Annotated in this window: 29 protein-coding genes and 1 pseudogene; 12 read left to right on the top strand and 18 right to left on the bottom strand. The window is 62.5% G+C overall.

The genetic code is table 11. The features are described 5' to 3' along the window. Positions 1-29 precede the first annotated feature (29 nt). The 5 genes from QO259_RS17650 (at position 30) to QO259_RS17630 (ending at position 3,129) form a co-directional block, all read left to right on the top strand. Entirely contained in the window at positions 30-692 is a 663-nt protein-coding gene (locus tag QO259_RS17650) for a TIGR04283 family arsenosugar biosynthesis glycosyltransferase (RefSeq protein WP_502949116.1), read from the top strand. Then, positions 682-1,314: a TIGR04282 family arsenosugar biosynthesis glycosyltransferase gene (locus tag QO259_RS17645; RefSeq protein ID WP_285950985.1), complete on the top strand. Its 633-nt coding sequence runs from the start codon at positions 682-684 to the stop codon at positions 1,312-1,314. Before QO259_RS17650 ends, QO259_RS17645 begins: the two co-directional genes overlap by 11 nt. Positions 1,315-1,391: 77 nt before the next feature. Continuing rightward, positions 1,392-2,018, top strand: a complete 627-nt coding sequence (locus QO259_RS17640; protein ID WP_285950984.1) for a sigma-70 family RNA polymerase sigma factor — start codon at positions 1,392-1,394, stop codon at positions 2,016-2,018. Beyond that, complete coding sequence (locus QO259_RS17635; RefSeq protein ID WP_353057303.1) at positions 2,015-2,233, top strand: zf-HC2 domain-containing protein; 219 nt, start codon at positions 2,015-2,017, stop codon at positions 2,231-2,233. The genes QO259_RS17640 and QO259_RS17635 overlap by 4 nt, the downstream gene beginning before the upstream one ends. After that, positions 2,230-3,129 carry an AraC family transcriptional regulator gene (locus tag QO259_RS17630; protein ID WP_285950983.1) on the top strand — a complete coding sequence of 300 codons (900 nt, stop codon included), beginning with the start codon at positions 2,230-2,232 and terminating at the stop codon, positions 3,127-3,129. The genes QO259_RS17635 and QO259_RS17630 overlap by 4 nt, the downstream gene beginning before the upstream one ends. 1 nt (position 3,130) lies before the next feature. Here QO259_RS17630 and QO259_RS17625 read toward each other — a convergent pair whose 3' ends face one another. The 3 genes from QO259_RS17625 to QO259_RS17615 all read right to left on the bottom strand — a co-directional run bounded on the left by QO259_RS17625 (position 3,131) and on the right by QO259_RS17615 (position 4,765). Continuing rightward, positions 3,131-3,433, bottom strand: a complete 303-nt coding sequence (locus QO259_RS17625; protein ID WP_285950982.1) for an EthD family reductase — start codon at positions 3,431-3,433, stop codon at positions 3,131-3,133. 83 nt (positions 3,434-3,516) lie between these two features. Further along, entirely contained in the window at positions 3,517-3,969 is a 453-nt protein-coding gene (locus QO259_RS17620; protein ID WP_285950981.1) for a DUF6789 family protein, read from the bottom strand. 106 nt (positions 3,970-4,075) lie between these two features. Then, the gene (locus QO259_RS17615; protein ID WP_285950980.1) at positions 4,076-4,765 is read right to left on the bottom strand and encodes a haloacid dehalogenase type II; all 690 of its coding nucleotides are present in this window, start codon (positions 4,763-4,765) and stop codon (positions 4,076-4,078) included. Between the two features lie 177 nt (positions 4,766-4,942). Between QO259_RS17615 and QO259_RS17610 the strand changes: the two genes are divergently transcribed. The 6 genes from QO259_RS17610 (at position 4,943) to QO259_RS17585 (ending at position 12,126) form a co-directional block, all read left to right on the top strand. Further along, positions 4,943-5,500 carry a carboxymuconolactone decarboxylase family protein gene (locus QO259_RS17610; RefSeq protein ID WP_285950979.1) on the top strand — a complete coding sequence of 186 codons (558 nt, stop codon included), beginning with the start codon at positions 4,943-4,945 and terminating at the stop codon, positions 5,498-5,500. 267 nt (positions 5,501-5,767) lie between these two features. Next, a complete protein-coding gene (locus QO259_RS17605; protein WP_502949115.1) occupies positions 5,768-7,858 on the top strand; it encodes a dihydrolipoyl dehydrogenase family protein in 2,091 nt (696 codons plus the stop codon). Between the two features lie 61 nt (positions 7,859-7,919). Then, positions 7,920-8,534 carry a CDP-alcohol phosphatidyltransferase family protein gene (locus QO259_RS17600; RefSeq protein WP_285950977.1) on the top strand — a complete coding sequence of 205 codons (615 nt, stop codon included), beginning with the start codon at positions 7,920-7,922 and terminating at the stop codon, positions 8,532-8,534. Positions 8,535-8,691: 157 nt separating this feature from the next. After that, positions 8,692-10,023 (top strand): type 2 periplasmic-binding domain-containing protein, encoded by a 1,332-nt coding sequence (locus QO259_RS17595; RefSeq protein ID WP_285950976.1) that lies wholly within the window; start codon positions 8,692-8,694, stop codon positions 10,021-10,023. Positions 10,024-10,129: 106 nt separating this feature from the next. After that, positions 10,130-10,825 (top strand): response regulator, encoded by a 696-nt coding sequence (locus QO259_RS17590; RefSeq protein ID WP_285950975.1) that lies wholly within the window; start codon positions 10,130-10,132, stop codon positions 10,823-10,825. Beyond that, the gene (locus tag QO259_RS17585; RefSeq protein ID WP_285950974.1) at positions 10,822-12,126 is read left to right on the top strand and encodes an ATP-binding protein; all 1,305 of its coding nucleotides are present in this window, start codon (positions 10,822-10,824) and stop codon (positions 12,124-12,126) included. The genes QO259_RS17590 and QO259_RS17585 overlap by 4 nt, the downstream gene beginning before the upstream one ends. 50 nt (positions 12,127-12,176) lie before the next feature. Here QO259_RS17585 and dsbG read toward each other — a convergent pair whose 3' ends face one another. From dsbG to QO259_RS17565, 4 genes are all read right to left on the bottom strand, one after another. Continuing rightward, complete coding sequence (gene dsbG / locus QO259_RS17580; protein ID WP_285950973.1) at positions 12,177-12,959, bottom strand: thiol:disulfide interchange protein DsbG; 783 nt, start codon at positions 12,957-12,959, stop codon at positions 12,177-12,179. Positions 12,960-12,984: 25 nt separating this feature from the next. Next, positions 12,985-13,818, bottom strand: a complete 834-nt coding sequence (locus tag QO259_RS17575) for a TlpA disulfide reductase family protein (protein WP_285950972.1) — start codon at positions 13,816-13,818, stop codon at positions 12,985-12,987. Position 13,819: 1 nt separating this feature from the next. After that, complete coding sequence (dsbD, locus tag QO259_RS17570; protein ID WP_285950971.1) at positions 13,820-15,688, bottom strand: protein-disulfide reductase DsbD; 1,869 nt, start codon at positions 15,686-15,688, stop codon at positions 13,820-13,822. Between the two features lie 162 nt (positions 15,689-15,850). Next, the gene (locus tag QO259_RS17565) at positions 15,851-16,783 is read right to left on the bottom strand and encodes a DMT family transporter (RefSeq protein ID WP_285950970.1); all 933 of its coding nucleotides are present in this window, start codon (positions 16,781-16,783) and stop codon (positions 15,851-15,853) included. A 97-nt stretch (positions 16,784-16,880) separates the two neighbouring features. On the opposite strand from QO259_RS17565, the gene QO259_RS17560 reads away from it, so the two are divergent. Further along, positions 16,881-18,071, top strand: coding sequence for a LysR substrate-binding domain-containing protein (locus QO259_RS17560; RefSeq protein WP_285950969.1), 1,191 nt, complete (start codon positions 16,881-16,883; stop codon positions 18,069-18,071). A gap of 349 nt (positions 18,072-18,420) precedes the next feature. Here QO259_RS17560 and QO259_RS17555 read toward each other — a convergent pair. From QO259_RS17555 to QO259_RS17505, 11 genes and pseudogenes are all read right to left on the bottom strand, one after another. Continuing rightward, positions 18,421-18,822, bottom strand: a pseudogene (locus QO259_RS17555) (organoarsenical effux MFS transporter ArsJ); the annotation flags it as partial. A 58-nt stretch (positions 18,823-18,880) separates the two neighbouring features. Then, entirely contained in the window at positions 18,881-19,894 is a 1,014-nt protein-coding gene (locus QO259_RS17550) for an isocitrate dehydrogenase (RefSeq protein WP_285950968.1), read from the bottom strand. Positions 19,895-19,948: 54 nt separating this feature from the next. Next, entirely contained in the window at positions 19,949-20,653 is a 705-nt protein-coding gene (locus QO259_RS17545; protein WP_285950967.1) for a 3'-5' exonuclease, read from the bottom strand. Continuing rightward, complete coding sequence (locus QO259_RS17540) at positions 20,610-21,866, bottom strand: HelD family protein (protein ID WP_285950966.1); 1,257 nt, start codon at positions 21,864-21,866, stop codon at positions 20,610-20,612. The genes QO259_RS17545 and QO259_RS17540 overlap by 44 nt, the downstream gene beginning before the upstream one ends. Before the next feature lie 211 nt (positions 21,867-22,077). Next, positions 22,078-23,694, bottom strand: a complete 1,617-nt coding sequence (locus QO259_RS17535) for a peptide chain release factor 3 (RefSeq protein WP_285950965.1) — start codon at positions 23,692-23,694, stop codon at positions 22,078-22,080. A gap of 58 nt (positions 23,695-23,752) precedes the next feature. Continuing rightward, positions 23,753-24,061: a hypothetical protein gene (locus QO259_RS17530; RefSeq protein WP_285950964.1), complete on the bottom strand. Its 309-nt coding sequence runs from the start codon at positions 24,059-24,061 to the stop codon at positions 23,753-23,755. A gap of 3 nt (positions 24,062-24,064) precedes the next feature. After that, the gene (locus tag QO259_RS17525) at positions 24,065-24,298 is read right to left on the bottom strand and encodes a hypothetical protein (protein WP_285950963.1); all 234 of its coding nucleotides are present in this window, start codon (positions 24,296-24,298) and stop codon (positions 24,065-24,067) included. 256 nt (positions 24,299-24,554) lie between these two features. After that, on the bottom strand, positions 24,555-25,043 hold the full coding sequence (locus QO259_RS17520) for a hypothetical protein (RefSeq protein ID WP_285950962.1): 489 nt from the start codon (positions 25,041-25,043) through the stop codon (positions 24,555-24,557). A 6-nt stretch (positions 25,044-25,049) separates the two neighbouring features. Continuing rightward, positions 25,050-25,391 carry a TraR/DksA family transcriptional regulator gene (locus QO259_RS17515; protein ID WP_285950961.1) on the bottom strand — a complete coding sequence of 114 codons (342 nt, stop codon included), beginning with the start codon at positions 25,389-25,391 and terminating at the stop codon, positions 25,050-25,052. A gap of 180 nt (positions 25,392-25,571) precedes the next feature. Further along, positions 25,572-26,039, bottom strand: a complete 468-nt coding sequence (locus QO259_RS17510; RefSeq protein ID WP_285950960.1) for an S-ribosylhomocysteine lyase — start codon at positions 26,037-26,039, stop codon at positions 25,572-25,574. A 60-nt stretch (positions 26,040-26,099) separates the two neighbouring features. Then, positions 26,100-26,447 carry a putative quinol monooxygenase gene (locus QO259_RS17505; protein WP_285950959.1) on the bottom strand — a complete coding sequence of 116 codons (348 nt, stop codon included), beginning with the start codon at positions 26,445-26,447 and terminating at the stop codon, positions 26,100-26,102. Between the last annotated feature and the right edge of the window lie 4 nt (positions 26,448-26,451).

Genomic DNA, 26,451 nt, shown 5'->3' with positions numbered 1-26,451 from the left:
TGTCGAACCAGCCTCGATTGAGTGTCATCGTGCCAGTATTGAACGAGGCCTCGACGATCCAGGCGTGCCTGACCACCTTGCTGCCGCTGTGGATTTGCGGTGTCGAAATCGTGGTCGTCGACGGGGGCAGCGCGGACGACACCATCGCCCAGGCGCAGCCCCTGGCGGATCGGGTGCTGGTCAGCAAGCGCGGTCGTGCCCGGCAGATGAATTTTGGCGCCCGGGAAAGCCGAGGAGAGCATCTTGTCTTTCTGCATGCCGACACGCGCCTGCCGCGCCGCGCCGACCTGTTGATCGACTGGGCACTGAAGGGCCCGGCGTGCTGGGGGCGTTTCGACGTCGAGATCGAGCGCGGGTTCGCGCTGGCGGGGCTGGTCGGCTGGAGCATGAACCGGCGCTCGCGCCTCACCGGCATCGCCACGGGAGACCAGGCGATCTTCATGACCCGCGAAGCGTTCGAGCTCGTCGGTGGTTTCCCCGACCAGCCGCTGATGGAAGACATCGAAATCAGCCGGCGCCTGTGTCGTCTGTCCGCACCGGCTTGTCTCACTCCGCGGGTGACCACGTCTGCACGGCGCTGGCAGCAGCACGGCCCGTTACGCACCATCGTCACGATGTGGTGGCTGCGCCTGCGCTACTGGTGCGGTGTATCGCCCTGGGCCTTGGCAGGAGAGTACACCGATGTCCGCTGACGCGATGAGCTCCGACGCCGAGGTGACGCTGCTGGTGTTCGCCAAGGCGCCGATCCCCGGCAAGGTCAAGACTCGGCTGATGCCGTCGCTCGATGCCGAGCAGGCCTGCGATGTGCATGTCGAGCTGCTTAAACGTACGCTCGAGGTGTCTTGCCAGGTCTTTCCCGCCGCACGGGTCCAGCTGTGGGCGGGGCTGGCACCGCGCCATCCGCTGCTCGAAGCGCTGGCGGCGCGACATGGCATCGCGCTGCACGCCCAGCCGTCGGGGGATCTCGGGCAGCGGATGCACACCGCCTTGTCCGCCCAGCGCGGCCCGGCGTTACTGATCGGCAGCGACTGCCCAGTGCTGACGCCGGCGCTATTGGCGCGCTGCGTGGGGGCGCTGAACGCTTACGATCTGGTGATGCTGCCCGCCGAAGACGGTGGTTATGCATTGATCGGGGGCCATCGACTCTCCGCCCGGCTGTTCGAGGATATGGCCTGGGGAAACAGCGAGGTGGGGGCGCAGACGCTTGCCAGGGCACGAGAACTTGGACTTCGCGTGGTCTGCCCGGGAACGGTGTGGGATATCGACACGCCGCGCGATCTTGCGCGCTGGCGAAACCGGGGCGATTCGACATGAAAACGGACCGGGTAAACTGGTCAGGAGATGCGTTTTATTGCCATGATGGGTCAGGACCATCGATCAGGAGACGTGTCATGGCATCGTTGCCGGAGTCATCGCAAGGAGCGCGTATCGGGCGCCCCATGGAGACAGCCAGTGATCGACAGGGCCGCCTGGCGGCTGTTCGCCCGCGCCTGCTGGCCTTTGCTCGCCTGCAACTGCGCGATGCCTCCGAAGCGGAGGATGTGGTCCAGGAAGCCTTGATCACCGCCGTCGAGAAGGAGTCACACTTTGCCGGCAAATCCGGCTACGAAACCTGGGTTTTTGGTATTCTGAAACACAAGATTCTCGATGCACTGCGTGCTCAGAAGCGTCGCGGAAAGTTGCAATCCTGGGACGATGACGGCGTCGAGTCGGCCGTGGAAAGTCAGTTCCAGGCAACGGGGCGATGGCAAGACATGGCTAGACCCACGTCTTGGGGCGATCCCGAGAGCACGCTTGCCAGTGAGCGGTTCTGGCAGGTGTTCGAAAGCTGCATGATCGCACTTCCCGAGAGTATCGCCCGGATCTTCACCATGCGCGAACTCATGGGACTTTCCACGCGCCAGATCTGCGAGGAGGTTGGTATCAAGGAAAACAACTGCTGGGTCATCCTGCATCGTGGCCGGTTATTACTGCGCGCGTGTCTGGAAAAGGGCTGGCTGGCGGAGGCCGATTCATGAAGATGCTGATGTGTCGGGAGGCCACACGCCTCATGTCGAAACGTCTGGATGCGCCACTGGGACTTCAGGAAAAAATGACGCTGAGGTTTCACTTGGCAATGTGCGGAGCCTGCAGGCAGTGTAATAAGCAGTTTCAACTAATGCACGAGGCAGGAAGCCTCGTGGAGGCGCATGCCAGGGTAGCTTCCTTCGATGCGGACAGTGACTCTCGATGACAAACCACGCATCACGAGAAGAGCCGGCCCGGGACCCATTGACTGCTCTCTTGAAACCCATCTTTATGGGGAGCGATTTTTACCATGTCGCCAAGCAATGTGGTGATTGGCTGCTGTCGCATGAACATGCCGTCGCCCCGAGCTTTCATCTGGTGACCGAAGGGCAGTGTCGTCTTGCCTGGCATGACGGGGGCGAGGAGCATTTGCAGTCTGGCGACTTGGCGTTTTTCCCCGGTGATGCGCCGCACCAGCTGACACCCCAGGGCGTGTCTACCGACACGCCGGCGCAGGTGGTACCGCTACGCAGTTCGCGATCCGGCGTGGGGCTGATCTGTGGCCATTTTCGCTTCGTGCATGATGTACCCCCGGCCTGGTTTGGTGCATTGCCGCGTATCGTGCGTATTCCGCGGCAGGCGCGTGGGCAAACATTTCAACATGCGGTCGAGGCCTTTGCCGAAGAGTCGTCCAACGAGGATATGCCCGGACACGCTCCGGTGATGAATGCTTTGGCCAATGCCCTGTTGATCCTGATGCTGCGCCACTGCTTGGAGACGCGGTTGCTCGATCAGCGTCATTTGATGGCGTTTCTGGACACCCCGGTCAGCCGGGCGCTCAAGCTATTGCATGAAGACCCGCGACGCGACTGGACGCTGCACGAACTGGCCCGGGCCGTGGGACTTTCCCGTTCGAGTTTTAGTGAACGTTTTCATCGCGTCGTGGGGATGACCGTGGTGCGCTATCAGGGACGGCTACGCATGATATTAGCGGACCATGCCCTCGCCAACGGCGAGAGCATCGTGGGGGCCATGCTGGCCAGCGGCTATCGCTCGGAATCCACCTTTCGCAAGGCCTACAAGCGTATCAGGGGTGTGCCACCCTCGCGCCTCAAAACATAATCTATGGCGTGACTACTTCGTTGATCTGCAAAAGCGGCTCGACGTCGGTGAAATTGGGAATATCGTCCATTAGTTGCTGCCCCACAATATCGAATGCAGTCTCGAAGGCTTCCGGGGAGTCGAATCCCAGGTGCGCGATGAGATAGTAAGGTGAAGAAGTATCCGTGCCGCGATGCACTCGCACATAACACAGGCCATGTTTTCCCAAGAGGTTTTTCACCATAGGTACATGCTGCTCTAGATAGTAGCGATCATCGAACGTCAGATCGTCTTGGTTAGAGTAAGCCACCATGACATCGATCATCATCGACTCCTGAGATAAAAGTTCATTCGGCAAAGCACGATGCCGTTTGTGGGCGCACGCGATGAGTGCGTCCGACATCCTGTTCACCCTTGGTTTGAAGTTTTGGCAAGTTTTTGGAATGTCAGTCCTAGTACAGCTCCCCAAATCCAGTGCAATACCAATGTCATGACTGGTGCCATTGGACCTATTTTGATAGCGAAGAAGCCGGCCCCCGACATGGGCATGGGAATCAGCATCATCAATAACCACGCGCCGCTTGCAAAGATAAGGCCCTTTGCAACAAAAGACTTTGCGGGGATAAGAGGTGCCAGTAGGCTAAATAGTCCGCCCCACAGTATTGTGCCGATGGCGAAGTGCATTATCCAGCCCAGAATGGGAGTTGCAGGCAGTCCCAGTCGAGAATGCATCATCTGCGCAAGCATATGGATTGGGTCCAGATTCGGCATGATCCCCATGCTGGCCTTCATCACCATGATGGCGGATAAGACAACGGTTGCAACGAAACCGGCTATCAACCCATGTTTAAAACCACTCATGAAAAACTCCTTCTCGCATCTTTTTTGATGCCGCCATGCCTAGGCATGAAAGCTGTCCAGAATGCATTTTGCATTCACCTGTTGAGTCGTTGGGCAACACGAAACCTTACACGTCCCTATTCGGCACGCAGGGTGATATATCGGCTCTAAGTTGTTGGCTCAGCGTCTCTAGCGAATCAGCCTGCCAGTCAGGCTCCAAGAGCTGTGGGTCGATGACCTTGCCGGGGCGGGCGATGAAGCCGGTTCGGCATCCCGCGCTTGCGGCGCCGATCAAATCCCAGCCATGTGCCGCGATCATGACCAATTCTCGGGTCGAGACTTGCCAGTGATCGGCGACGTATTGATACGCCGGCTGGCTCGGCTTGTAGGTCTCTATGGAATCGACGCTGAGAATAACGTCGAATGAGGAATCCAGCCCCGCATGCTCTAGTTGTTGCTGTACGGTCTCGAGCGTGCCATTGGTCAGGGCGGTCAGTCGAAACCCATTGGCGCGCAGCTCGGCGAGGGCGGGTGCTGCATCGGGATGCGCCGGCAAGGCGGTCAGCATGTCGGTAAGCTGGCGTTGATGATCGTCGTCGATGTGGATGCCATGGCGCAGGCCGGTTTGCCGCAAGGCACTCTTAGCCAGAAGCCCAAAGGGGAGATAACGACCGGCAAGCGTTGCCGTCATCCATGTTTCTTCCAAGGTAAGGAACCACTCTCCGCGCACGGCCGCATTGCCAAATAGCATCTCGAAAAGTGGCGTCAATGCTGCGGTATCGAGCAGCGTCTCATTAATATCGAATACCAGGATCATGTGTACTTTCCTCGGTCAGGTAAAAGGCCCTATCACTCAAGCATGCATGGCATCGACTCGCAGTGACTTCGGCTTGATAGCGTACGCTGCGACATAAGTTTGAGACTCGAGGTAGCATTCTTCGCGCCCGATGGGGACTACCCTAGTGGTGAAATACGTCATCACGAGGAGAGCTACATGACAGACTTCGCACTGCATACGGTCGAAAGCGCGCCCCAGGAAGCCAAGGAGCGCCTGGAGAGCACGCAGAAAAAAATGGGCTTCCTGCCCAACCTGTTCGCCAAGATGGCAGAAGCGCCAGCGCTACTCGAGGCGTATCAGACGCTGGATGACATCTACTCACGGACCAGCCTAACGGCGGCGCAACAGCAGGTCGCGCTACTCGCCATCAGCTCGGTCAACGGCTGCAGTTTCTGCGTGGCGGCTCATACGGGAGGCGCCAAGGCGGCGAAGGTACCGGAGGGCGATATCGAGAAGCTGCGCGAGCTGAAAAACCCCGATGAGCCCAAGCTGAAGGCCGTAGCCAGATTCGCCAAGCACCTAGTGGAGGCACGCGGCTGGGCTGACGATGCCGAGGTACAGGCATTTCTGGAGGCCGGTTTCGAAAAGCAGCAGCTTCTCGAGCTGGTCATCGCCGTGAGTCTCAAGACGTTGTCCAACTACACCAACCACATCACCGGCACGCCACTCAACGACGAGCTCAAGGCTTTCGAGTGGCAGAATCCGCGTGGCTGATTAAGCACAGTCCATTAGGTGCGCTGTGGGCGATATGCCAGCCTTGGCATATCGCCCTTTTTATGGTGATAGCAGTTCGGTGTAAGGATCCTGGCATAGACCCGACTCAATGCGTGAACTTCGGCGATTCGGGCATACTGCCCGGGGCATGAGGCAGGCCGGGGCCGCGTCAAGCCTCGTCAACGTCCATGACCAGTCGGCCAATACAAGGGGAAGCGATTGAAACCGTATCGCGTAGTGATTCTGGGTGTGGTTTTGGCGGCAATCATGGCCTTCTTTGTGGGGGGCTTCGACGATTACCTCACGCTCGAGTCCATCAAGTCGCTGCAAGGGCGGTTCGATCAATGGTTCTCTGACTCTCCCTGGCTGGTCGCCGGCGGCTTCTTCCTCGTCTACGTACTGATCGCCGCGCTCTCCCTGCCGGGGGCCACGCTGCTTACGCTGCTGGGTGGGGCACTGTTCGGTCTGGGCTGGGGGTTTTTGATCATCTCCTTCGCCAGCACGATCGGCGCCACCCTGGCCTTTCTGGTCTCGCGAACGCTGTTTCGGGAATCGATCGAACGTCGCTTCGCGCGGCAGATCGAGACGATCAACCGCGGCATCGAGCGCGACGGTGCGTTGTATCTATTCAGCCTGCGCCTGGTGCCGATCTTCCCGTTCTTCGTGGTCAATCTGGCCATGGGCCTGACCCGGCTGCGCACCTCTGTGTTCTATGTCGCCAGCCAGATCGGCATGATTCCGGGCACGCTGGTCTACGTGAATGCCGGCCAGCAACTCGGCGAGCTGCAATCGCTGGGTGGCGTCGTGTCGCCGTCGCTGCTGCTTTCCTTCGCCCTGCTTGGCGTCTTCCCGCTGATCGCGCGCTGGGTCGTCGACGGGCTGCAACGCCGCAAACGCTACCGCGGATACGTCAAGCCCCGGCGCTTCGATGTCGACATCCTGGTGATCGGCGGCGGCTCGGCGGGGCTGGTGACCAGCTACATCGCCAGTGCGGTGCGGGCGAAGGTCGCGCTCGTCGAACGCGACGCCATGGGGGGCGATTGCCTCAATACCGGGTGCGTGCCCTCCAAGGCGCTGATTCGCGCCGCACGGGCCGCCCAGAACGTGCGCGACGCCGAGCGTCTCGGCGTCCATGCGGGGACGCCGCGAATCGACTTCGGCGAGGTCATGGGCCATGTGCGGCGTGTTATCGAGGAAGTGGCGCCCCATGACAGCGAGGAGCGCTATACCGGACTGGGCGTCGAGGTGAAACGCGGCACGGCGCGGTTGCTGTCACCGTGGACGGTGGATGTCGACGGCCAACCGCTGACGGCCCGGCATATCGTCATCGCCACCGGCGCCACGCCCAAGGTACCGCCGATTCCGGGCATCGGGCAGGTCGACGTGCTGACTTCCGAGAACCTCTGGGCGCTGACCGAGCAGCCGCGCCGCCTGGTGGTGCTGGGCGGTGGCGCGATCGGCTGCGAGCTCGGCCAGAGCTTCGCCCGCCTGGGCAGCCAAGTCACGCTGGTCGAGGGCGCCGAGCAGCTGCTGGGGCGCGAGGATGACGACGTCGGCGAGCTCGTCGCCGGCCTGCTCGCCGAGGAAGGACTCGAGATCATGACCCGCACCCGGGCGCTGTCGGTGACAGTCGAGAACGGCGAGAACCAGCTCCTCGTCGAGGCGGCCGACGGTCGCCAGACGCGCATTCCCTTCGACCGCCTGCTGGTCAGCGTCGGCCGTCAGGCCAACGTCGAAGGGCTCGGGCTGGAAGCGCTGGGAATCACCACGCGCGACAACGGGACCCTGGAGGTCAACGAGCAGCTACAGACTAGGCTGCCCAACATCTGGGCCTGCGGCGATGTCGCCGGCCCTTATCAGTTGACCCACGCCGCCGCGCACCAGGCCTGGCATGCCGCCGTCAACGCCCTGTTCGGCGAGTTCAAGCGCTTCAAGGTCGACTACCGCCTCATGCCCGCAGTGACATACCTGCAACCCGAAGTAGCGCGCGTGGGGCTCAACGAGCGCGAGGCCAGGGCCAAGGGCATCGCTTATGAGGTCACTCGCTACAACATGGCCGAGAGCGACCGGGCGATCGCCGAGCGCGCCACCACCGGCTTCGTCAAGATCCTGACTGTACCCGGCAAGGACCGCATCCTCGGTGCCACCCTGGTCGGCGAAAATGCCGGTGAATGGCTGGCAGAGCTGACGCTGGCCATGAAGCACAACATCGGGCTCAACAAGTTGCTGGGTACGATCCACCCTTACCCGACCCTCTCGGAAGCCGTCAAAGGCACCGCCGGCGTATGGAAGAACGCCCACAAGCCCGAGCGCCTACTCGGCTGGCTGGCACGTTATTTCCGGTGGCGCCGGGGGTAACGTTGCCGGGCTGTCCAGAACATTGATGTATCAGACCTGCGATCGTCCTCGAGGAATGACTATGCTGGATCGTCTTGCCAATCGACATTTGGAAGTACCTTTACGCCATCTGGCCAAACGGATGATTGGGCTGGGCGCGAGAGCGGATCATGTCACTCTGGTCGGGTTCTGCCTTGGGATGCTCGCCTTGCCGGCATTGGCGAGTGAACATTACGGACTGGCGCTGCTGTTCATCGTGCTGAACCGGGTGGCGGATGGCCTGGATGGTGCCATTGCCCGGCTGACAGGCCCCAGCGCTGCTGGTGGATTCCTGGATATCACGCTCGACTTTTTTTTCTATGCCAGTATCCCGCTCGGCTTTATTCTTGCCGACCCCTCACACAATGCGCTGGCCGGAAGCCTGTTGATGTTCAGCTTTGTGGGAACCGGCACGTCGTTTCTGGCCACCGCCATTTTTGCAGAGCGACACGGTATCCAGGATATGAGCGCTGGCAAAAAAGCCTTCCATTACAGTAATGGTCTGATGGAAGGGACCGAAACGCAGATTTTCTTCGTCGCCATGTGCCTGCTACCCGCCTATTTTCCAGGACTGGCCTTGACATTTGCCACCCTGTGCATGGCGACATCCGTGCTTAGAGTCTATGCGACGTTCAGGACGCTCAAGGCGTCCTCCTAGTCTCTCGATTTTTCAGGCGCTTCATCTTCAGATCATTACCCTGGGCTACCGTTGGCGTTGTGAATCCAAGTTTCCCCCGCCGTTGTTGACAGATGTGAGTGCAAGATCAGAGATCTCTCGATCGTCATCAACAATTTCTATGTCAGGATGAATGGTCATGTTTTTATCAAAATCCGCTTTCCTTTCCGCGTCGCTGCTATTGCCGAGTTTTCTCGCGCATGCCGCGAATGCAGCTCAGCTTCCCGTGCAGGTTCAGTTTCCACCTTTAATCATGCCGGAGGCGCCACACGGCGGCGCTCATCCCGTTGGCGGACCCGCCAATGTTTTTATCGACAATGCCAATAAACTGCTCGGCGCGTTGGATCTAGAGCTTGTCTACCATGTCACCGGCAGTGTTCCGGACTCTGATCGCGATGCTGTAAAGCCGAAGCTCGTCTCGATACCTGGTGACTACGCCAATCTTTATGAGGCAGTGGCGGCGGGACCTGATAGAGGCGGTCTGGCAGCTGCGATCGGTCTACCGATTTCCAATGGTCTTGAATCCGGTCAGTTACTGGTCGCCGGTCTACCATTCGGGTTACACCCGTCAGAATTCGCCTCGTGGTTGATCAGCGGTGGCGGCCTGGCGCTGGAGCAGGATATCTACAATGAAACCTTCGATAATAATCTTGTCGTTGTACCCATCGCCCTTACCTCGGGGCAGGAAGCGGGCTTTTTCCCCGAGCGGCTGCCCACCAGCATGACCGAAATGTGTCAGCAGCCCTGGCTGGCGCGCTGGCCGGCGCCGGCTTCAGGGGTCTGGCACCAGGCCTGTCAGACGGCAGGAGTAGAAACCACGAATATTGGCGCTGAAACGCTCTGTGCAGACCCGTCAGCGAGCTGCCCATCCGAAGGCAATCCAGTTAAACATGAGATCAACACCCTGACATTTGGCGGCTTCCAGCCGGGTCGGTTGCCGCAACAGTTGCGCCAGCTCGATCAGGTTGATGCCTACGAGCTGAACCTGCCTTATACCGGCGTTTTGATGATGAAACGCGCGCTGGGCCTTGAAAAAGAGCCCAACGACACCGTGGACCTCTCGCCCATTATCGAGAAGGCACCGTATTTCTACCTCAATGCCTGGCATCAGCCGCTCTCCTATATCGAGCTTCTGGTGAATCGTCAGGTATGGGAGAGTCTGAGTGAAGCGCAGCGCGTAGCGATTCGTACCAGCGGCCAGGCGTCGATGCTGGCAACCCTTTCCATTGGACTGGAAGCTCAAGGCAAGGCAATCGAGATTCTGGAGCGCAACGGCGCAGAGGTGAATGAGTGGCCGGTCGAGCTGCTTAAACCCCTGCAGGAAGCCACGATGCCTTATCTGGAAAGCCGTGCCGAGGCCAACAGTGCTGAAGGTGATGACTCCTATCGTCGGATCCTTGATCACATGCGCAGCTATCAGGAAGAGCGCCAAATCTACTTCAACACCGCAGACGCGCCGCGAGTCCTCTGATGACTGCTCTAACTCTCGTTTGCAGGGCAATGTCAGTTCGCGGACAACACTCTGGCCTTTACTCCCGGTGTGATAGGTCCTGATGCGATGAACGGTAGGGAAGAGGATGCGCGTACTTCTCGTTGAGGACGACGCACCGGTAGCGGCCGGCATCGAAGCGGGACTAGCGTTGGCCGATTTCGTCGTCGATACGGTGACTACACTGGACGGTGCACGCGGGGCGATGGCCGCGATCGACTATGATGCCGCGGTGCTCGATCGGCGTCTGCCCGATGGCGAGGGTCTGACGCTGCTGCAACAGTGGCGGCGTGCTGGTGTTGCCACGCCGGTGCTAATGCTGACGGCAAGGGATGCTGTGGCCAGTCGCGTTGAAGGGCTTCAGGGCGGGGCCGACGATTATCTGGTCAAACCGTTCGACCTTGATGAGTTGACGGCAAGGCTACAGGCGCTGTTGCGCCGCAGCGCCGGCCAGGTCGACCGCTCCCTTCGCCACGGGAGCCTGGCGCTGGACCCAGTTGCTCGCAGCGTGACGCTGGATGGCGCACCGGTGGCGCTGGTGCGTCGCGAGCTGATGCTGCTGGAGGCGCTGATGCGCGCGCGTGGGCGGATCCTGAGCGCCGATCAGCTGAAGGATCGCCTTTACGGAATTGATGACGAGATCGAGAGCAACGCCCTCAACGTGCATATCTACCAGTTGCGTCGCAAGCTTGGACGCGATGTGATCGAGACGGTCCGAGGCGTCGGCTATCGTCTCGGCGCGCTTCCCGCCGCCGAGCGACTGCATGGCGATACGCCCTCATGAGCCTGCGGCTGCGTCTCGTCGCCACGCTCGGGATCACGCTGATGCTGCTGTGGGGGCTGACCGCGGCGTGGTCGATGCGCGATCTCTCGACCCAGCTCGAAACGTCGCTGGATCAGCGCCTGGCCCAGTCGGCGCGAATGGTCGCCGGCCTGCTCGATCGCGTGCCGGCGGCGGCCTGGGATGGAGAAGTCGGCGAGACTTCGACCATCCCTGCGCTCGAAGGCGTCGCCTGCCGCGTGTCGTCGCTGCGTGGGCAGGTGGTGGCGGGTACGCATCCGCAGATGAACGATGTTCTCGCAGTCGATGACGAAGGCTACAGCTACCGCGATCACAACGGCCAGCGCTGGCGCGTCTATACCCTGGTCGACGACGACAAGCGCATCACCGTGGCGGATCGCCTGCGGGAGCGGGAGTCGTTGCTGGCTCAAGTACGCCGTGCCGCGTTCTATCCCTTTCTACTCGCTTCGATCGGCAGCCTGATTGCACTGTGGTGGGGCGTAACCCGGGGTCTGTCGCCGCTGTCGAGGCTGCAGCGACGCCTGATGTCACGCGATTACGACGATCTCTCGGCACTACCGATCCGTGGCTTGCCGGGGGAAATTCGCCCGCTGATCGACGGTTTCAACACCCTGCTTGCACGCACCCGGCGCATGCTGGCGCTGGAGCAGCGCTTTACCGACGATGCCGCGCATGAGCTGCGCACACCGCTGACCGCGATTCGTACCCATCTGCAGATCGCGCGACGCGTCGACGGCGATCCTCGCCGGGAGGCGATGCAGCAGGCGGAGGCGGGGGTGATGCGGCTGACGAAGACGCTCGACCAGTTGCTGTTGCTGGCACGCATGGAAAGCGAGGAGATCGCTCGGGGGCATGTGGACTCTACGCGGCTTGGCGACGCCCTGGAAGCCGCGATGGTAGAGACCGGCAGTCGTGATCGATGTCACTGGCGCGCGTCGGCCGGTCGGCTTCACGTGGCGTTGTCCGGGGAACTGCTGGTGATCGCGCTCCGTAATCTGCTCGAGAACGCCATGCGTCACGGTTCGCCCGACACCCCGATCGAGGTCGAGGCGCACGAGGCGGACGGCATGGCCGTGATCGACGTCGTCAATCAGGGCGAGACCATCCCGCCCGAACAGATCGCCCGCCTGACGGAGCGCTTTCATCGCGGCAACCATCCGAAGGGCAGCGGTCTGGGGTTGTCCATCGTCGAGACGATCGCCACCCGGGCGGGCGGCAGCCTGCGGCTCGCCTCCGGCGACGGTATCGGGCTGCGGGTCACGCTCTCGCTGCCCCTGGCCTGATTCACCCGGGCGGATGAGTAAGGACGGGTGAGAAGGGGGAAGGGAAAAGCTCAGGGCGAGTCGCTACCCATGATAGTGGCCAGTTTGTTCGGAGAGGGCGCACCCATGACCTTATGCACCGCGCCATCGTCATCCTGGTAGATAATGGCGGGGGTTGCATGAAGCTGGGCGCTGCGCATCAACTGCGTATTCTCGGCGACCCACTGTTCACTCTGATCGGTTCCCACACTGTCCGGCATGGCACCGGTGCGATAGTGCTCGGCGATCACGGCGCTGGGATCGTCTGCGGCCAGGATAGCGGCGGCTTTCGCGGGGCTGTCGCCGCCCAGAACGCCCACCACTATATGACGAATCTGTACATCACCGCTTTTCACCCAGGGTTGAGAATCCTGCCAGAACTTTCGGCAGTAAGGGCAGTTGGGGTCGCTGAAGGCGTAGACCACGCCTGGCGCATCGGCATCGCCCTCGCGAACCCAGTGATGATCCTCCAGTGTCTTCCAAAGTGCGGCATTTCTGGGCCCATCGACGAGCTGTTCCAGCGGCTCGGCGGAGACGTCGCGGCCCTGGGCGTCGATCAGCGTGCCGACGACGGCATGCTTGCCGTCCGGCGTTAGATAAGCTGCCACGCTCTGTCCTCGGATGCTGGCAGCGTAGCCCTTGAGCCCGCCGGGGGCATTGAACTCCCCGTGAATGGTGAGGCCCTGCTGCTCGAGTGTCTGGATCGGCGCGGGCCAGTCGTCGGCGGCGGCGGGCAGGCTTGCCGCCAGGGCAATACCGGCGGCCAATGGCAGCGCGAGCCGTAGTGGCATCATTCGTGGGATGTAATGTTGCATCATTGTCGTCTCCGTTTATTAATGTTTACCGGGAAGGTCGGGTGAAGCGCTCGAGACCGCGATCGAGCGTGGCACGGGAAAGCTCACCGAAGTGGGTATCGACGAGCTGGCCGTCGGTGTCGTAGTAGAGCGTGGTCGGCATGGCCATGGCGCCCACCTCGCGACCGAAACTCATGTCCGGATCGCGATAGAGATGATCGAGCGTGAGGGACTCCCGCTGCAGAAACGTCTCGACGGCATCGACGCTCTCGCCCTGATTGACGAACACGAACGACACGTCTTCCCGCTCTCGTTGAGCCTGTTCCAGCATCGGCATCTCGCGACGACAGGGTGGACACCAGCTCGCCCAGAGATTGACCACCATGGGCCGATCGGATGCCTGCAGCACGGTGGGCAGAGCTACCGGTGACCCATCGAGGTCCGCCAGCGGGATCGAGGGCAGGCTCGCCCCGTGAGGTGCTGTCAGCGTCAGGGCGCCAGCAGCCATCGACCATGTCAGCGCACCCGAGAGCACCGCTGAACCCAGAGGCCGACGCATGGCCGGCTGCTGCCAGAAGCGCCAGGCCAGATAGATGAAAGCGATGACCAGCCCCGCCAGTGGCTCGAACCCGCGATCCCTGATGTCTAGCCAGGACCAGAAGGTGTCGTAGCTCTGCCAGTAGTGGGCCACGAACACGATGCGTGCGCCGATCAGGCCGATCAGCAACGCATTGAACAGAACATCGCCGACGCTGACCTGCCGACGACTGCCCACCCAGGTGCCCACGATCAGGGCGACGACCATGGCCAGGACCAGCAGAAGCTGACCCAGACTCACGCCCAGGGGCCCCAGGGCGATACCGCGATCGAGCGGATCCATGTCAACCCCCAGTGGACTCGTTGGCGTTCTGTCTGGCCTGCGTATAGCGATCGAGAAAGGCCTCGGCATCCAGCTCGCCGATGATGCGGGCGCTGCGCTGCTCGCGGCCGTCGGGGCCGAACCACATCAGGGTCGGTGGCCCGACGACACCGAAGTGCTGCATGATCGCCTGGTCCTCGGCGTCGTAATCCGTAACGTCGATACTCAGTCGCTGCACGTCCTGGAGCGCATCCTTCACGGCCGGGTCGCTGAACACTTCCCGTTCGATGATCTCGCAGGAGACACACCAGTCGGCGGTGAATTCGACCAGTGTCATCTGGCCGCTGTTGGCGGTGGCCTGGACGCGGCGTTCGAGCGTGGCCAGGTCCTTCACGTCGTCGAACGCGACAGGCCCAGCTCCGTTGGCACCCTGCGAGGTTGTTGCCACACCGCTTGGCAAGTAGATCGAGAGGGGTTGCCACGGATCCCTGGCGCCACCGGCGGCACCGATCAGGATCAACGCGCTCCACAGACCGATGATGGCGGCACTGGCGGTGGCGAACTGGGGCAGAATGCTACCCGTGCCGTTGCCACGCGCCATGGCGACGAGAGAGATCGCAGCGCCCAGACCCAGCGCGCCCCACAGGCCAAGAACGATGGCATCCGAGAGGATTCGGGCGACGAACCAGATTGCCATGCCCAGCAGCACGAAGCCGAACAGTGCTTTGATGCGCGTCATCCAGGCGCCGGGCCGGGGTAGCAACTGGCTGCCGAGCGTGCCGATCAGCACCAGCGGCGCGCCCATGCCGAGCCCCAACGCGAGCAGCGCCGTACCGCCCAACCACGGATTGCCGGTGTCAGCGATGAAGAGCAAAGCACCGGCGAGAGGAGCGGTCATGCAGGGGCCGACCAGCAGGGCGGAGAGCACCCCCATGGCAGCGACGCCCTTGAAGCGGCCGCCGCGCTGTCTCGACAGCCCCGAATCCAGGCGTTGACGCAACGCTCGCGGCAGTTCGAGCTCGAAGGCACCGAACATAGCGAACGCCAGCACCACGAACAGTGCCGAGAAAATTCCGATGAACCAGACATTTTGGAACAGCATCTGCAGATTGGCGCCGGCCATGGCCGCGGCCACGCCCAGTATCGCGTAGGTCGCGGCCATGGGGAGAACGTAGGCGAGCGAGAGCACGAAGCCGGCGGCACGCGGATTCTCCCCGCTGCGACGTTGGCCGACGATCAGGCTGGAGAGAATGGGGATCATTGGCAGAACGCAGGGCGTGAAAGTTAACAGCAGCCCCATGCCGAAGAACGCCGCCAGCGTCCAGATCCCGTTGCCACCGGCGAGCTGCGCCGCCAGTTGCTGATCTTCCGCCATCGCCGCGTCTGTCCGGGGCTGAGGCTGAGTGGTGGAGCCTGGCGCGATAGACGCTGATGTCGCTGATAACGCATTCGACACATCGGCCGAAGCATCCGTTCCCGGCGCGTTCACGTCGATGGTGCTGCTCCCCGAGGCATCTGCGACGGACTCCAGATCGAAGGTTCGCTGCTGGGGCGGATAGCAGAGGCCGGCATCGGCGCAACCCTGCCAATGAAGGGTGAGGGTATCGGCTTCCCCGGGGTGCGTGGTCATGCGCAACGCATGACGATAGATCTCGGACCGGCCGAAGTACTCGTCCTCGGTCGTCTCCCCCTCGGGAATATCGAGCGCTAGTTCGCGCTCATCAGCCTTGGCAGAGAAACTGTGGCGATAGAGGTAGTAACCGGGCTCGATCTGCCAGTGGATGTCTAATCCGTTGCCGTCTCGTACCAGCGTTGGCTTGAAGGCCTGATCCGGTGGCAGGAAATCGCTCTGTTGCCCGAAAGGATCCTGCGCCATGGCCAGCGTGGCCATGGCGAACAGGATCAGCGCCCCTGCCCAGCGTTCTCGGCTAGATGGCATCCTCGACTCCCGTGCCTGTTCGTTTCGATACTGCCAGGTTGGACCAGAGAGATGAGCTGAAGATGAAGCGATGTTTGACACGCTGAATATCTAGCGCTGGCTATACCAAGCCTACTAGCGGGTGACCACCAGGAGCCCGATCAGCAGCGCCGCGCCACCCGCCAGGAAGTTGGCGGTGAGCGGCTCGTCCAGCAGCAGCGCGCCGAACAGGACACCGAAGATCGGCGAGAGGAACGAGAAGATGCCGAGCTGGGAGGCAAAATAGCGGCGCAGCAGGGCGAACCACAGCAGCAGAGCGGCGCAGGAGATCACCAGGGTCTGGAAGGCCAGGCTGAAGACCGCCACGCCGCTCAACCGAATCTCGCCGAGATCCCCCAGTAGCGCGCTCGCCGGGAGCAGCAGCAGGCCGGCGACAACGAGCTGGTAGCAGAGCGTCTGCTCCGGTGGCACCTCGGAGAGCGAGGAGCGGCGAATCACCAGGGTGGTCGCCGCCCAGGCCAGTCCGGCCAGCAGCCCCAGCAGGTCACCGCGCAGGATGTCCGCGGTGTGCGCGAGTTCGGCCGCCGGGGCCAGCGCGAGTACCATCCCACCGAAGGCGATCCCCACCCCCAGCCACTGGCGCCGCGTCAGCTGCTCGCCCGGCACCAGCAGATGCAGCCCCAGGGCGGCGAAGATCGGTGCGGTGTAGAGGAACACCGACATGTGTGATGCCAGGCTGTAGTCGAGCCCCCAGGCGACGAATGCGAACTCGGCCACGAACCCCAGCCCCACCAGGATGCCCGGCCCGAGATGGGTACGGAAATGGGTAACGCGTATCCCCCGGCGATAGGCCAGCGCCAGCACCAGCAGTGCCGCCATGGATGAGCGCAGGGCAATCTGAGTCAGTGGCGAGACATCCGCCGCGGCGAGCTTGATCGCCACCTGCTGAAAGCCCAGCGCCAGGCAGAATAGCACCATCAAGGCCCCGGCCTGCGCATCCAGACGCCGGCGTAGCGGGGCGTTGGCGTGTGGCGATGGTGGCCGGCGCGACGCTCGCGTCTGTGGCATGTCACTCTCCTGTGGGTAGCGAGGCCCCATCAGAGCAGGTGGGCGTCGCGCCGCCAAGCAAGTAATGTGGTGGTCAAGGCTCAGGAAAGCTCACGCGATGAAAGTCGAACGTCTGCCGCTGAACGCGTTGCGCGCCTTTGCCGAGGCGGCCCGCGCAGAGAGTTTCAAGCACGCCGCCGCGCGCCTGGGTGTCACCCCCGGCGCGGTGAGTCGGCAGGTCAAGCAGCTCGAAGATCGGCTCGGCGTGGCGCTCTTCGCACGCCAGGCCAACGGTGTGGTGCTGAACGACGCCGGGCGGCACTTGGCCCGAGAGATCGACGGCGGCCTCGAGCGCATCGCCGCCGGGGTGAGAGCGGTGCGTGAGCGTGCCCGGCACGGGCCGATGCTCACGCTCAGTGCACCGCCCTCGTTCACCCAGCTCTGGCTGTTGCCGCGGCTGATGGATTTCGAGGCCAGGGTCGGCGGCATCGAGATATCGCTGGAGGCCACGCAGTCATTCACGCTGCCTGTCTGGCAGGGCGATGGCGCGCGTCTGGCGATCCGCTATGGCCGTGGCCCCTGGCCCGATGTCGCCAGCTACCCGCTGTTCGGCGACGTGCTGTTTCCGGTGTGCGCCCCGACACTGCTGGCGCAGCAGATTCGGCCCATGAGGCCCGCCGACCTGGCTCAGCATACCCTGCTCGAGGTCGGCTGGGATTCGCCCCAGGGCGTCGTCTTTCCCGGCTGGCGCGAATGGCTCGAGGCTGCCGGTGTCGCCGACCGCTTGGCGGCGCCGCAACGGCGCTACTCGCTCTCGGGGCTGGCCCTGGACCAGGCCATCGCCGGGCACGGGGTCATGCTGGCCAATGCCCCCGTGGCGATGGATCGGCTGCAGAGCGGCTTATTGGTGCGCCCTTTCGGCGAGCGCTACGTGCTCGCCTCGCCGATGACCTACGAATTGCTGACCCCGCCCTCGGGCGACATGCCGCCCGCGGTGACACGCTTCGTCGACTGGCTGCTGGCCAATGCCTTCGCACGGCAGACGGCCGGGATGGCGCCCCGGGATGGCACCTCGGGGGAGCTCTTTCGCACCTTTCTCTTGCTGGGGCTCACCGCTTTCGGTGGCCCAGTGGCGCATCTGGGCTATTTCCGCGAGTCGTTCGTGGTGCGCCGGCGCTGGCTCAGCGAGGCGGATTTCGCCGATCTAGCAGCGCTGGGCTTTGGGCTGCTGACGCGCTGGCACTGGTCGGCGTGGCGGGTGGTCTTGCTGCTCGTGGCGGCGGCCATGGGTGTTGGCCTGCTGGGGTGAGTCGAGGCACGTCCCTACTCGATATTCTGCACCTGAAGGTGGATTTTGATAGGTTTTTTGCTTATAAAACAGTCATTTAGTTTTATTTTCCCCGTTCTTGATTGCTTGTTTATACCCATATTACTCCCCATTTGGCAGGAGGAGAGTCAGTCCTGTCTGAGTGCGAATGCAAACCTATCACAACCAACTCAAGGTAGCGCTCTCGCCGGGAGCCTCGCGCATGTGATGAACCAAATTTCTATCATCTTTGGGCTTGTATGGAAGATAATATTAAGCAGCGTAATGGTGAAGATGTCGCCACTGACCTAGGGGGTTGTAGATGCGTTGTTCGAGGGGCGGTAGCCCTACATCACTTCCCAGACACCTCCCGTGGCAGCGCGAGAGCCATCAGGGCGCTGGCAGCCACCAGAGCGGCCGAGATCCACAGACAGGCAGCCAGGCCATACACCTGGTACACCCACCCCGATAGCAGTGTGCCCAGCAGACGCCCCATGGCGTTGGCCATGTAGTAGAACCCCACATCCATGGAGACACCGTCGGCGCGGGCGTAGTGGACGATCAGGTAGCTGTGCCAACTCGAGTTGACCGCAAACAGCACACCGAAGGCCAGAAGGCCCGCCACCAACCACCCCACTTCGGCCAGGGGCAGCAGGGCCAGCAGCGCTGGCAGGCCGGCCAGGGCCAGGGCCCAGAACGCCGTGATGCCCCGAGCACCACCCTTCACCAAGCCGGTAAGGCGCGACGCCAGGGTCCCTCAACCCATAAGAAGACTTTGCATAGGGCATGGAGCACCCTAACGTAGCTTGCTCTCACATCTTCAGATTCGCCACCAAAGCATCGGCGAAAGTGTCGGTATTACCGCTGCCGCCCATGTCCGGCGTGACCTGCTCGCGGTCATTCTCGAGTACCTCACGGATGCTCCCCCGGATTTTCGCACCCTTCTCCACCATTCCCAGATGGTCGAGCATGTCCGCCGCCGCCAGCAGCAGGGCACAGGGGTTGGCAATCTTCTTGCCGGCGATGTCCGGCGCCGAGCCGTGCACCGCCTCGAAGATGGCCGCCTCGCTGCCGATGTTGGACCCCGGGGCCAGGCCCAGACCACCGACCAGGCCGGCGCACAGGTCGGAGAGGATGTCGCCAAACAGGTTGGTAGTGACGATGACATCGAACTGGTTGGGATTCATCACCAGCTGCATGCAGGCGTTGTCGACGATCATCTCCTGAAACTCGATCTCCGGGTACTCGCCTGCCACCTCTCGGGCTACATCCAGGAACAAGCCGGAGCTGGTCTTGATGATATTGGCTTTGTGCACCGCGGTGACTTTCTGGCGACCGCGCTGACGAGCCAACTCGAAGGCGTAACGCACGATGCGCTCCGAGCCGCTGCGGGTCACGCGGATGCTCGACAGGGCGGTCTCGCCATCCTCGGAGAGGCTCTGACCTTCGGCGAGATAGGCGCCTTCGGTATTCTCGCGCACCGTGATCAGGTCGATGTCGTCGTAGCGTGAACGGGTGTCGGGAAAGCTGATTGCGGGCCGCACATTGGCATAGAGGTCAAAGTGGCGGCGCAGCTGCACGTTGATGGAGGAGAACCCCTTGCCGATGGGCGTGGTCAGCGGCCCCTTGAGGGCGACACCATACTTTTCGATGGCCGCCAGCGTTTCGGGGGGTACCAGGGTGCCGTGCTGGTCCAGGGCGGCAAGGCCGGCATCGTGAAACTCGTAGGTCAGGTCGCAGTCGAGCGCGTCCAGCACGCGCAGGGTGGCTTCCATGATCTCGGGGCCGATACCGTCGCCTTTCATTACCGCTATCGTTTGACTCACCTTGGGGGTTCCTCGTGGTGGGTGGTGTGTTGAATGGAGTGGTCGTGCCGCCCGTCAGGCGGTGTCCAGGAAGGGCGTGGGCTGGCCCGTGTGGGTGAGGGCTAGGCGGTGCATGGCCCGAGTACAGGCCACGTAGAGCAGGTTGCGCTCCATGTCGGTGGCGTAGTTCTTCGCCGTCACCTCGGGCACGATGACCCGGTCGAACTCCAGGCCCTTGGCCATGTGAGCGGTGCAGACGACGATGCCCTGGCCGAAGGCGCTGCTCTTCTCGCCGAGCAGCTGCAACCTGTCGAATTCCCCATGCTCGCCGCTGTCGAGGGCCTCGAAGACCCGCTTCGCCTGCTTCTGGGACTTGCAGACGATGCCGAGTGTGTTGTGGTCGGAGGTGGCGAAGTCGCGGGCTAGCTCGCCGATGGTGGCGAGCTCCTCCTTGCGGCTGCGGGCCTTGATCACTTCCGGCTCCTCACCGTGGCGCTCGATCGCCTCCAGCTCCGGATTGGACGAGATGCGCTGGGCGAAGCGAGTGATCTGAAGGCTCGAGCGATAGCTCTTGTTGAGGGTCACGCAGGCTGACTGGCGCAGCACCCGGCGGATCTCCTCGGCCTTGGAGGCGCTATACGGATTCACCGACTGGAAGGCGTCGCCGAGGATGGTCTTCTTGCAGGAGAAGAGCCGGCCAATCACCGCATACTGCACCGGCGTGTAGTCCTGCATCTCATCGACCAGCAGGTGCTTGACGTCCCGCCAGCGCGAACGCACCCCCCTCCAGGCGCATTTTCAGGTAGATCAGCGGGAAGACGTCGGCATACTCCAGCCTGCCCCGCGAGGCGGTCCTGAACAGCTCCGGCCGACCCAGCCAGTCGTAGAAGCCCTTGTAGGTCTCGCGCAGGGTCGCCTGCCGGAGCATCGTCTTGACGGCCGCCTTGAGCTGCTTGCGCTCCTCGGGTTCCAGGTCGTAATTGTACTGGTTGCCGATCTTGCGCTCGATCTCCCAGCTCACCTGCTTCAGGCGTTCATGGGTGGGCAGGTGACGGTGCTTGCGGAACACCTCCTCGAGCAGCCAGGCGGGCACCAGGCGCCGAGCGATCCACAGGTCCTCGGCGGCGAAGCGGTTGGCCTCGACATGGGCTGCGTAGCGGTCGAGCTCGGTCAGGAAGTCCGGTGAGGCCTTATAGCGAAGCCGTGCCTTCATCACCTCGTCGTCCCTCTCCAGCAGCGCCGTGGTCTGCTCGAAGAAGCTCTCGAAGCGGTACTGGCCCTCCAGCAATTCGTCGGCCAGCTCCTCCATGCCGACCTGGTTGACCGTCTCCTCGCCGAGCTCCGGCAGCACGTTGGCGATGTAGTCGGAGAAAACCCGGTTGGGCGAGATGATCAGGATGTCCTCGGAGCGCAGGCTCTCCTTGAAGCGATAGAGCAGGTAGGCGATGCGGTGCAGGGCGATGGAGGTCTTGCCAGAGCCGGCCACCCCCTGGATCACCAGCACCTGGGCCTCATCGTTGCGGATGATGGCGTTCTGGTCGCGCTGGATGGTGGCGACGATGTTCTTCATGCCCTCGTCGGAGGCGCGGCCAAGCTCCTCCTGGAGGACGTCGTCCACCACGTGCACAGCGCTGTCGATCATCAGCTCGATCTCTCCGCCCTTGATGCGGAACTGCCGTTTCAGGGTGACCTCGCCGGCCACCGTCCCTTCGGGGCTCTCGTAGGTGGCGGGGCCGGTCTCGACGTCGTAGAAGAGCGCGGCGATGGGGGCCCGCCAGTCATGGACGCGACTCACCCGCTCCAGGTCATCGTGGAAGTGGTGAATGCCGATGTAGACCGGTTCGGCCTTGCCGCCTCGTGCGAAGTCGAAGCGACCGAAGTAGGGGGAATGCCGGAGCTTCTCGAGCTTGCGGCGCCGTGCCAGGGCGTTGTCGCCGGTCATCACCGCCTGCTGGATCGACTCCCGTGCCGAGATCTTCTCGATATGGTCCATCTCGTCGCGGCTCGACCAGAGGTACTCCTTCTGAGCCTGGATATCCTCGGCGTAATCGCCAGGCGGTCCTCCAGCTCCGCCAGATTGGCGTCGATGCGTGTCAGGGTATGCTCGATGTGGTGCCGCTCGGCGGCCCGTTCGGGAGTATCGACTTGCTGATTCATGACGTCGGCTGAAACTCATTGAATGAAAAGGAGAATAGCGAGGCACATCAGGTTGCGCCCACCTCACGGGTGCTGTGGAAGTCAATCTCGGGCCACTTCTCGATGGTTAGATCGAGGACCGACCGATTGGGCGCCATGAAGGCCAGCGCTCCGGCGGCATCCCTGGCCAGGCGGCCGGCATTGGCCTGGCTGAAGCGCTTCATGGCGGCGGTATCCGTGCTGCTGACCCACAGCGCCTTGTGCACCGGTACGCTCTCGAAGGCGGCATCGACACCGTATTCTGCCTGCAGACGGTGGGCAACAGTCTCGAACTGCAGCTGTCCCACGGCGCCCAGGATCATGCCGGTCTTCTCCAGTGGCTCAAACACCTGGATGGTGCCTTCCTCGCCCAGCTCCAGCAGCGCCTTGTTGAGCTGTTTGGCCCGCAGGGGGTCGTTCAGCCGCGCGGCGCGGAAGATCTCCGGGGAGAAGTGTGGGATGCCCTCCAATTCCAGCACCTCGCCTTCGGTGATCACGTCCCCGATGCGCAGGCGACCATGGTTGGGAATGCCGATGATGTCCCCGGCATAGGCGGAGGCGAGATGGGCCCGCTCCTGGGCCATGAAGGTGATGGCGTGATCGAGCCGGATGGGCTTGCCGCTGCGGATATGCCGCGCCTTGAGCCCCTGACGATAGGCCCCGGAGCAGACCCTTACGAAGGCGATGCGATCCCGGTGCTGGGGGTTCATGTTGGCCTGGATCTTGAACACGATGCCGGTGAAGGCATCCTCGTCCGGCCTGACCGTGCGCTGGCGGGCTTCGCGCTGGCGCGGCGGAGGCGCCCAGGCTACCAGTGCCTTGAGGATGTCGCGCACCCCGAAGTTGTTGATCGCGGAGCCGAAGAACACCGGCGAGAGGTCACCGACAAGGAAGCCGTTATGATCGAAGGGCTCCGCCGCCTCGCGCACGATTTCCACCTCCTCCTTGAAGGTGGCATGAGCAATCGGGAAGTGCTTCACGAGATAGGGATGATCCTCCCCCTCCAGCACCTCAAGGTCGGTCTCGGGTCGGTTCTCCCCCGGGGTGAACTTGAGCATGCGCTCGCTGGCCAGATCGAAGACGCCGGCAAAGTCCTTGCCCATGCCGATGGGCCAGGTGATCGGCGCACAGGGCATGCCCAGGATCTCCTCGATCTCGTCGATCAGCTCCAGAGGCTCGTGTACCTCTCGATCCATCTTGTTAATGAAGGTGATCACCGGCGTCTTGCGCAGCCGGCACACTTCCAGCAGCTTGATGGTCTGGGCCTCGACGCCCTTGGCGGCATCGATCACCATCAGCGCCGCGTCCACCGCCGTCAGCACGCGGTAGGTGTCCTCCGAGAAGTCCTGGTGACCGGGCGTGTCGAGCAGGTTGATCACGCAGCTATCATGCTCGAACTGCATGACGGAACTGGCCACCGAGATGCCACGCTGCTTCTCGACCTCCATCCAGTCCGAGGTCGCGAACTGGTTGCTCTTCTTGCTCTTGACGGTGCCTGCGGAACGGATTGCGCCGCCGTACATCAGCAGCTTTTCGGTAAGAGTGGTTTTGCCGGCATCCGGGTGCGAGATGATGGCGAAGGTACGCCGTCTGGCCACCTCGTCATATAGCGAAGTGGCGGCTCTGGGTGCTGTGCTGGTTGACATGGGAGACCTACTGGGAAAAAGAACTGGGGAATTGCACAGTAACTGGAGAGATCTCAAGTCAATCCCAGGTGGGTTCCCTGGCCATGCTCGTCTCCTGAGCGGCAAGCACCGGATCATGGGGGCGCCAGTAGACCGACTCGATACCCGGACCCGCCCCCAGCAGCAGCGCTGCCTGGATGGGGTCGAGCGCGTTATCGGCCTCGAGGCTTAAGGGCGATAGTCGCCGCTGCCCCGTGATCCTCTGCCCCATGAACAACAGGTCATACTCCACCCAGGCGTGTTCATCAGGCATTCGCTGCCGGACGCTGTAGAATCCTTCGCTCGCCAGGTGCTCACGGCGCATCTGTTGCAGATGATTGTCTTGCATCACTCACCCCTGCATGAAACGCCAGGCCCTGACGCCACGAATCAGGGCTCGGTTCGTGGCGTTCAGGAAGCGCCCCCGCTCGCAACGACCGGAGGTCACACCTGAGCCGTGAGTATCCTGGTAGACGACCAGCAAGGTCGCGCGCGAGTCGAGTGGCAGATAGTAGTGAACGCTGACCCAGCCATCGGCGGAGGAGAGTTCGCCCACATCGGGCAGGAAGGCCTCTTGGTCGCTCATGTCGATCCCCTTTCCCAGGGCCCGGGAAAGAGCCGGGCGCCCGGATAGATGCAGTCATCCCGAGCCGGCAACGCCGCTTCGAGACACGATCGGATTCGGGAAAATCGCAGACGACCTAGGGTGGACTAGTCAGGAAAGACAGGGTGTCGACGAGTAACTGGCTCAACGGAGGGCTCCTTTGCAGTTACCAGCGACCTTGAACAGGTATCTGGACGGAAAACTTGACGTATACGCTAACAGGGCATGGAACCAGGCTTCAAGCGGACTGGCCGTGTCGCCTCTGGTGGTCGGCCAGTCGATCGGCATAGCGGACCGCCTCTTGCTCCCCACTGGCGTGTAACCGGAGGTGGCGCAGATGGCGCAGCGCGCCGCACTCCCCGAGCAGGGTGTGGATCAACTCGCCTTCCAATACCTCTTCCGGCCGGGAAAGGCCGGCCTGTTCCGGGAGCGGCAGGGCCAGGGTAGTCACCTCGTAGGTCTCGGCCACCCGAAGGGCGAATCGATAGCTCTTGAGCAGCTCTCGCGAGTCGCGGTCTCGCAAGGGCTTCGGAGGCATGAACTTGATGGTTCGCAGTTCGCTCCCGGTCGGTGTCCAGGCCATCCACGCCTGCCCGACCGCGGCACGGCCCAGATCGTGTCGCTGCCTGTCCGTCGCGGGCCTCACGATGGCCTCGCATTCGTCGTCCCGGCCTTCCGCCGCGACCCTGACGTCGATCATCACGTCATCTTGCAGGAGTGTCAGCATGTCTCCTCACTCGGCACAATCGATGCATTTCAACACGGTCGGATCCCACTCCAGGCGCTTGGCCGAGATCCACTCGCCGCACTCGATGCATTCGCCGAACGCTTCCCGGTCAAGACGCATCAGGGCGGAATCGATCCTCAGCAGAGTCTGTTGTCGGCGCTGCTCTTCGGCCTTGGCCATGGCCTGCCCTTGAAGGGCATCCATGCGCGACAGGCGGCCTACGGACTGCTGGTCCAGCATCACCGTGGCGCGGGAGTCGCTGCTCTCGTGGCTCTGCTCGATCAGCTCGGCGCGCAGATCCTTGAGCCGCGTGCGTACCCGGTCGATATCAATATCGGGGTGATTCATGTCATGTCGCCTCCATCATGCCGGACGAACGCCAGTGATCCTGGGGCAGCGCGACGTCGCCTGGGTGATGCCTCGGGCAGAGGCTTCCGACCGTGCGCCGGACTCTACCACGATAACGCCGCTGGCGATCGCTGTGTAGACAGGAACGCTGGCGGCCCAAGTTGCGATGTCCCGCCCCCTTCAGGCGAAGATCCGGCTCCACTCGTCGCGCTTGGCCAGCAGACCACGAGCAATTTCCTGGGCGCCCTCCAGGCTGTGGCTGGCCGCCCAGCCGCACTGCATCTCGTTGCAGGCAGGCACCTCGGTGGCCTCGAGCACGTCCTTGAGGGTGCGCTCCAGCAGGTCGAGCACGCCCTCGTAGTCGTCATGGTTGATCATCGCCACGTAGAAGCCGGTCTGACAGCCCATAGGGCTGATGTCGACGACCTTGTCGGAGTGGTTGCGGGACTTCTCGGCCAGCAGATGCTCGAGAGAGTGCAATGCGGGCATCGCCATGTGATCCCGGTTGGGCTGACAGATACGCAGGTCGTACTTGTGAATGTGGTCGCCGTGCTCGCCGGTCTTGATATCAGCCAGCCGCACATAGGGCGCCTGCACCAGAGTGTGGTCCAGGTTGAAGCTCTCGACGTTCATCTTCTGTTCGGTCATGAGGATCTCCTGTGGTATGCAAGGGCACGTGCGGTCATGCCCGTGCCGTTTACGTCGGATTCAGAGTTCCGAGGCGTCGTAGTCGTGGGGCTCGTCGGTGTAGACGCAGACGTTGGCATGCTCCACGTCGCCGTCGTCCGCCTCGACCTGGCTGGCGAAGAACGCCTGGATCTCGCGACGGTTGCAGTGCGCCTCGAAGGCTTCTCGACTGGCCCAGATTTCATGGAAGACGATGGGGTAGCTGGCCCCCTGAGCGTTGGGATGGTCGATATGCCGGGTCACCGTGTACTGGATACAGCCATCCTCGCGATGGGCGTTGGGCTCGAGCGCCTGCAGGGCCTTGAACACGGCCTCCTCGCGGCCGGGCTTGGGCTTGAAGTTGGCGGTGCAGTAGAGCTTGCTTGACATGCTG

The sequence above is a fragment of the Salinicola sp. JS01 genome, from assembly GCF_030284585.1.
Lineage (GTDB): Bacteria > Pseudomonadota > Gammaproteobacteria > Pseudomonadales > Halomonadaceae > Salinicola.
Note: the sequence above shows the minus strand (reverse complement) of the source record. Positions and strands in the feature narration are given on the sequence as shown.

Excerpts from the sequence above, each read along its gene's own strand:
- QO259_RS17645 (WP_285950985.1), top strand. The coding sequence starts at position 682 with ATGTCCGCTGACGCGATGAGCTCCGACGCCGAGGTGACGCTGCTGGTG.
- QO259_RS17640 (WP_285950984.1), top strand. The coding sequence starts at position 1,392 with ATGGCATCGTTGCCGGAGTCATCGCAAGGAGCGCGTATCGGGCGCCCC.
- QO259_RS17635 (WP_353057303.1), top strand. The coding sequence starts at position 2,015 with ATGAAGATGCTGATGTGTCGGGAGGCCACACGCCTCATGTCGAAACGT.
- QO259_RS17630 (WP_285950983.1), top strand. The coding sequence starts at position 2,230 with ATGACAAACCACGCATCACGAGAAGAGCCGGCCCGGGACCCATTGACT.
- QO259_RS17625 (WP_285950982.1), bottom strand. The coding sequence starts at position 3,433 with ATGATCGATGTCATGGTGGCTTACTCTAACCAAGACGATCTGACGTTC.
- QO259_RS17620 (WP_285950981.1), bottom strand. The coding sequence starts at position 3,969 with ATGAGTGGTTTTAAACATGGGTTGATAGCCGGTTTCGTTGCAACCGTT.
- QO259_RS17615 (WP_285950980.1), bottom strand. The coding sequence starts at position 4,765 with ATGATCCTGGTATTCGATATTAATGAGACGCTGCTCGATACCGCAGCA.
- QO259_RS17610 (WP_285950979.1), top strand. The coding sequence starts at position 4,943 with ATGACAGACTTCGCACTGCATACGGTCGAAAGCGCGCCCCAGGAAGCC.
- QO259_RS17605 (WP_502949115.1), top strand. The coding sequence starts at position 5,768 with ATGGCCTTCTTTGTGGGGGGCTTCGACGATTACCTCACGCTCGAGTCC.
- QO259_RS17600 (WP_285950977.1), top strand. The coding sequence starts at position 7,920 with ATGCTGGATCGTCTTGCCAATCGACATTTGGAAGTACCTTTACGCCAT.
- QO259_RS17595 (WP_285950976.1), top strand. The coding sequence starts at position 8,692 with ATGTTTTTATCAAAATCCGCTTTCCTTTCCGCGTCGCTGCTATTGCCG.
- QO259_RS17590 (WP_285950975.1), top strand. The coding sequence starts at position 10,130 with ATGCGCGTACTTCTCGTTGAGGACGACGCACCGGTAGCGGCCGGCATC.
- QO259_RS17585 (WP_285950974.1), top strand. The coding sequence starts at position 10,822 with ATGAGCCTGCGGCTGCGTCTCGTCGCCACGCTCGGGATCACGCTGATG.
- dsbG (WP_285950973.1), bottom strand. The coding sequence starts at position 12,959 with ATGCAACATTACATCCCACGAATGATGCCACTACGGCTCGCGCTGCCA.
- QO259_RS17575 (WP_285950972.1), bottom strand. The coding sequence starts at position 13,818 with ATGGATCCGCTCGATCGCGGTATCGCCCTGGGGCCCCTGGGCGTGAGT.
- dsbD (WP_285950971.1), bottom strand. The coding sequence starts at position 15,688 with ATGGCCACGCTGGCCATGGCGCAGGATCCTTTCGGGCAACAGAGCGAT.
- QO259_RS17565 (WP_285950970.1), bottom strand. The coding sequence starts at position 16,783 with ATGCCACAGACGCGAGCGTCGCGCCGGCCACCATCGCCACACGCCAAC.
- QO259_RS17560 (WP_285950969.1), top strand. The coding sequence starts at position 16,881 with ATGAAAGTCGAACGTCTGCCGCTGAACGCGTTGCGCGCCTTTGCCGAG.
- QO259_RS17540 (WP_285950966.1), bottom strand. The coding sequence starts at position 21,866 with ATGGACCATATCGAGAAGATCTCGGCACGGGAGTCGATCCAGCAGGCG.
- QO259_RS17535 (WP_285950965.1), bottom strand. The coding sequence starts at position 23,694 with ATGTCAACCAGCACAGCACCCAGAGCCGCCACTTCGCTATATGACGAG.
- QO259_RS17530 (WP_285950964.1), bottom strand. The coding sequence starts at position 24,061 with ATGCAAGACAATCATCTGCAACAGATGCGCCGTGAGCACCTGGCGAGC.
- QO259_RS17525 (WP_285950963.1), bottom strand. The coding sequence starts at position 24,298 with ATGAGCGACCAAGAGGCCTTCCTGCCCGATGTGGGCGAACTCTCCTCC.
- QO259_RS17520 (WP_285950962.1), bottom strand. The coding sequence starts at position 25,043 with ATGCTGACACTCCTGCAAGATGACGTGATGATCGACGTCAGGGTCGCG.
- QO259_RS17515 (WP_285950961.1), bottom strand. The coding sequence starts at position 25,391 with ATGAATCACCCCGATATTGATATCGACCGGGTACGCACGCGGCTCAAG.
- QO259_RS17510 (WP_285950960.1), bottom strand. The coding sequence starts at position 26,039 with ATGACCGAACAGAAGATGAACGTCGAGAGCTTCAACCTGGACCACACT.
- QO259_RS17505 (WP_285950959.1), bottom strand. The coding sequence starts at position 26,447 with ATGTCAAGCAAGCTCTACTGCACCGCCAACTTCAAGCCCAAGCCCGGC.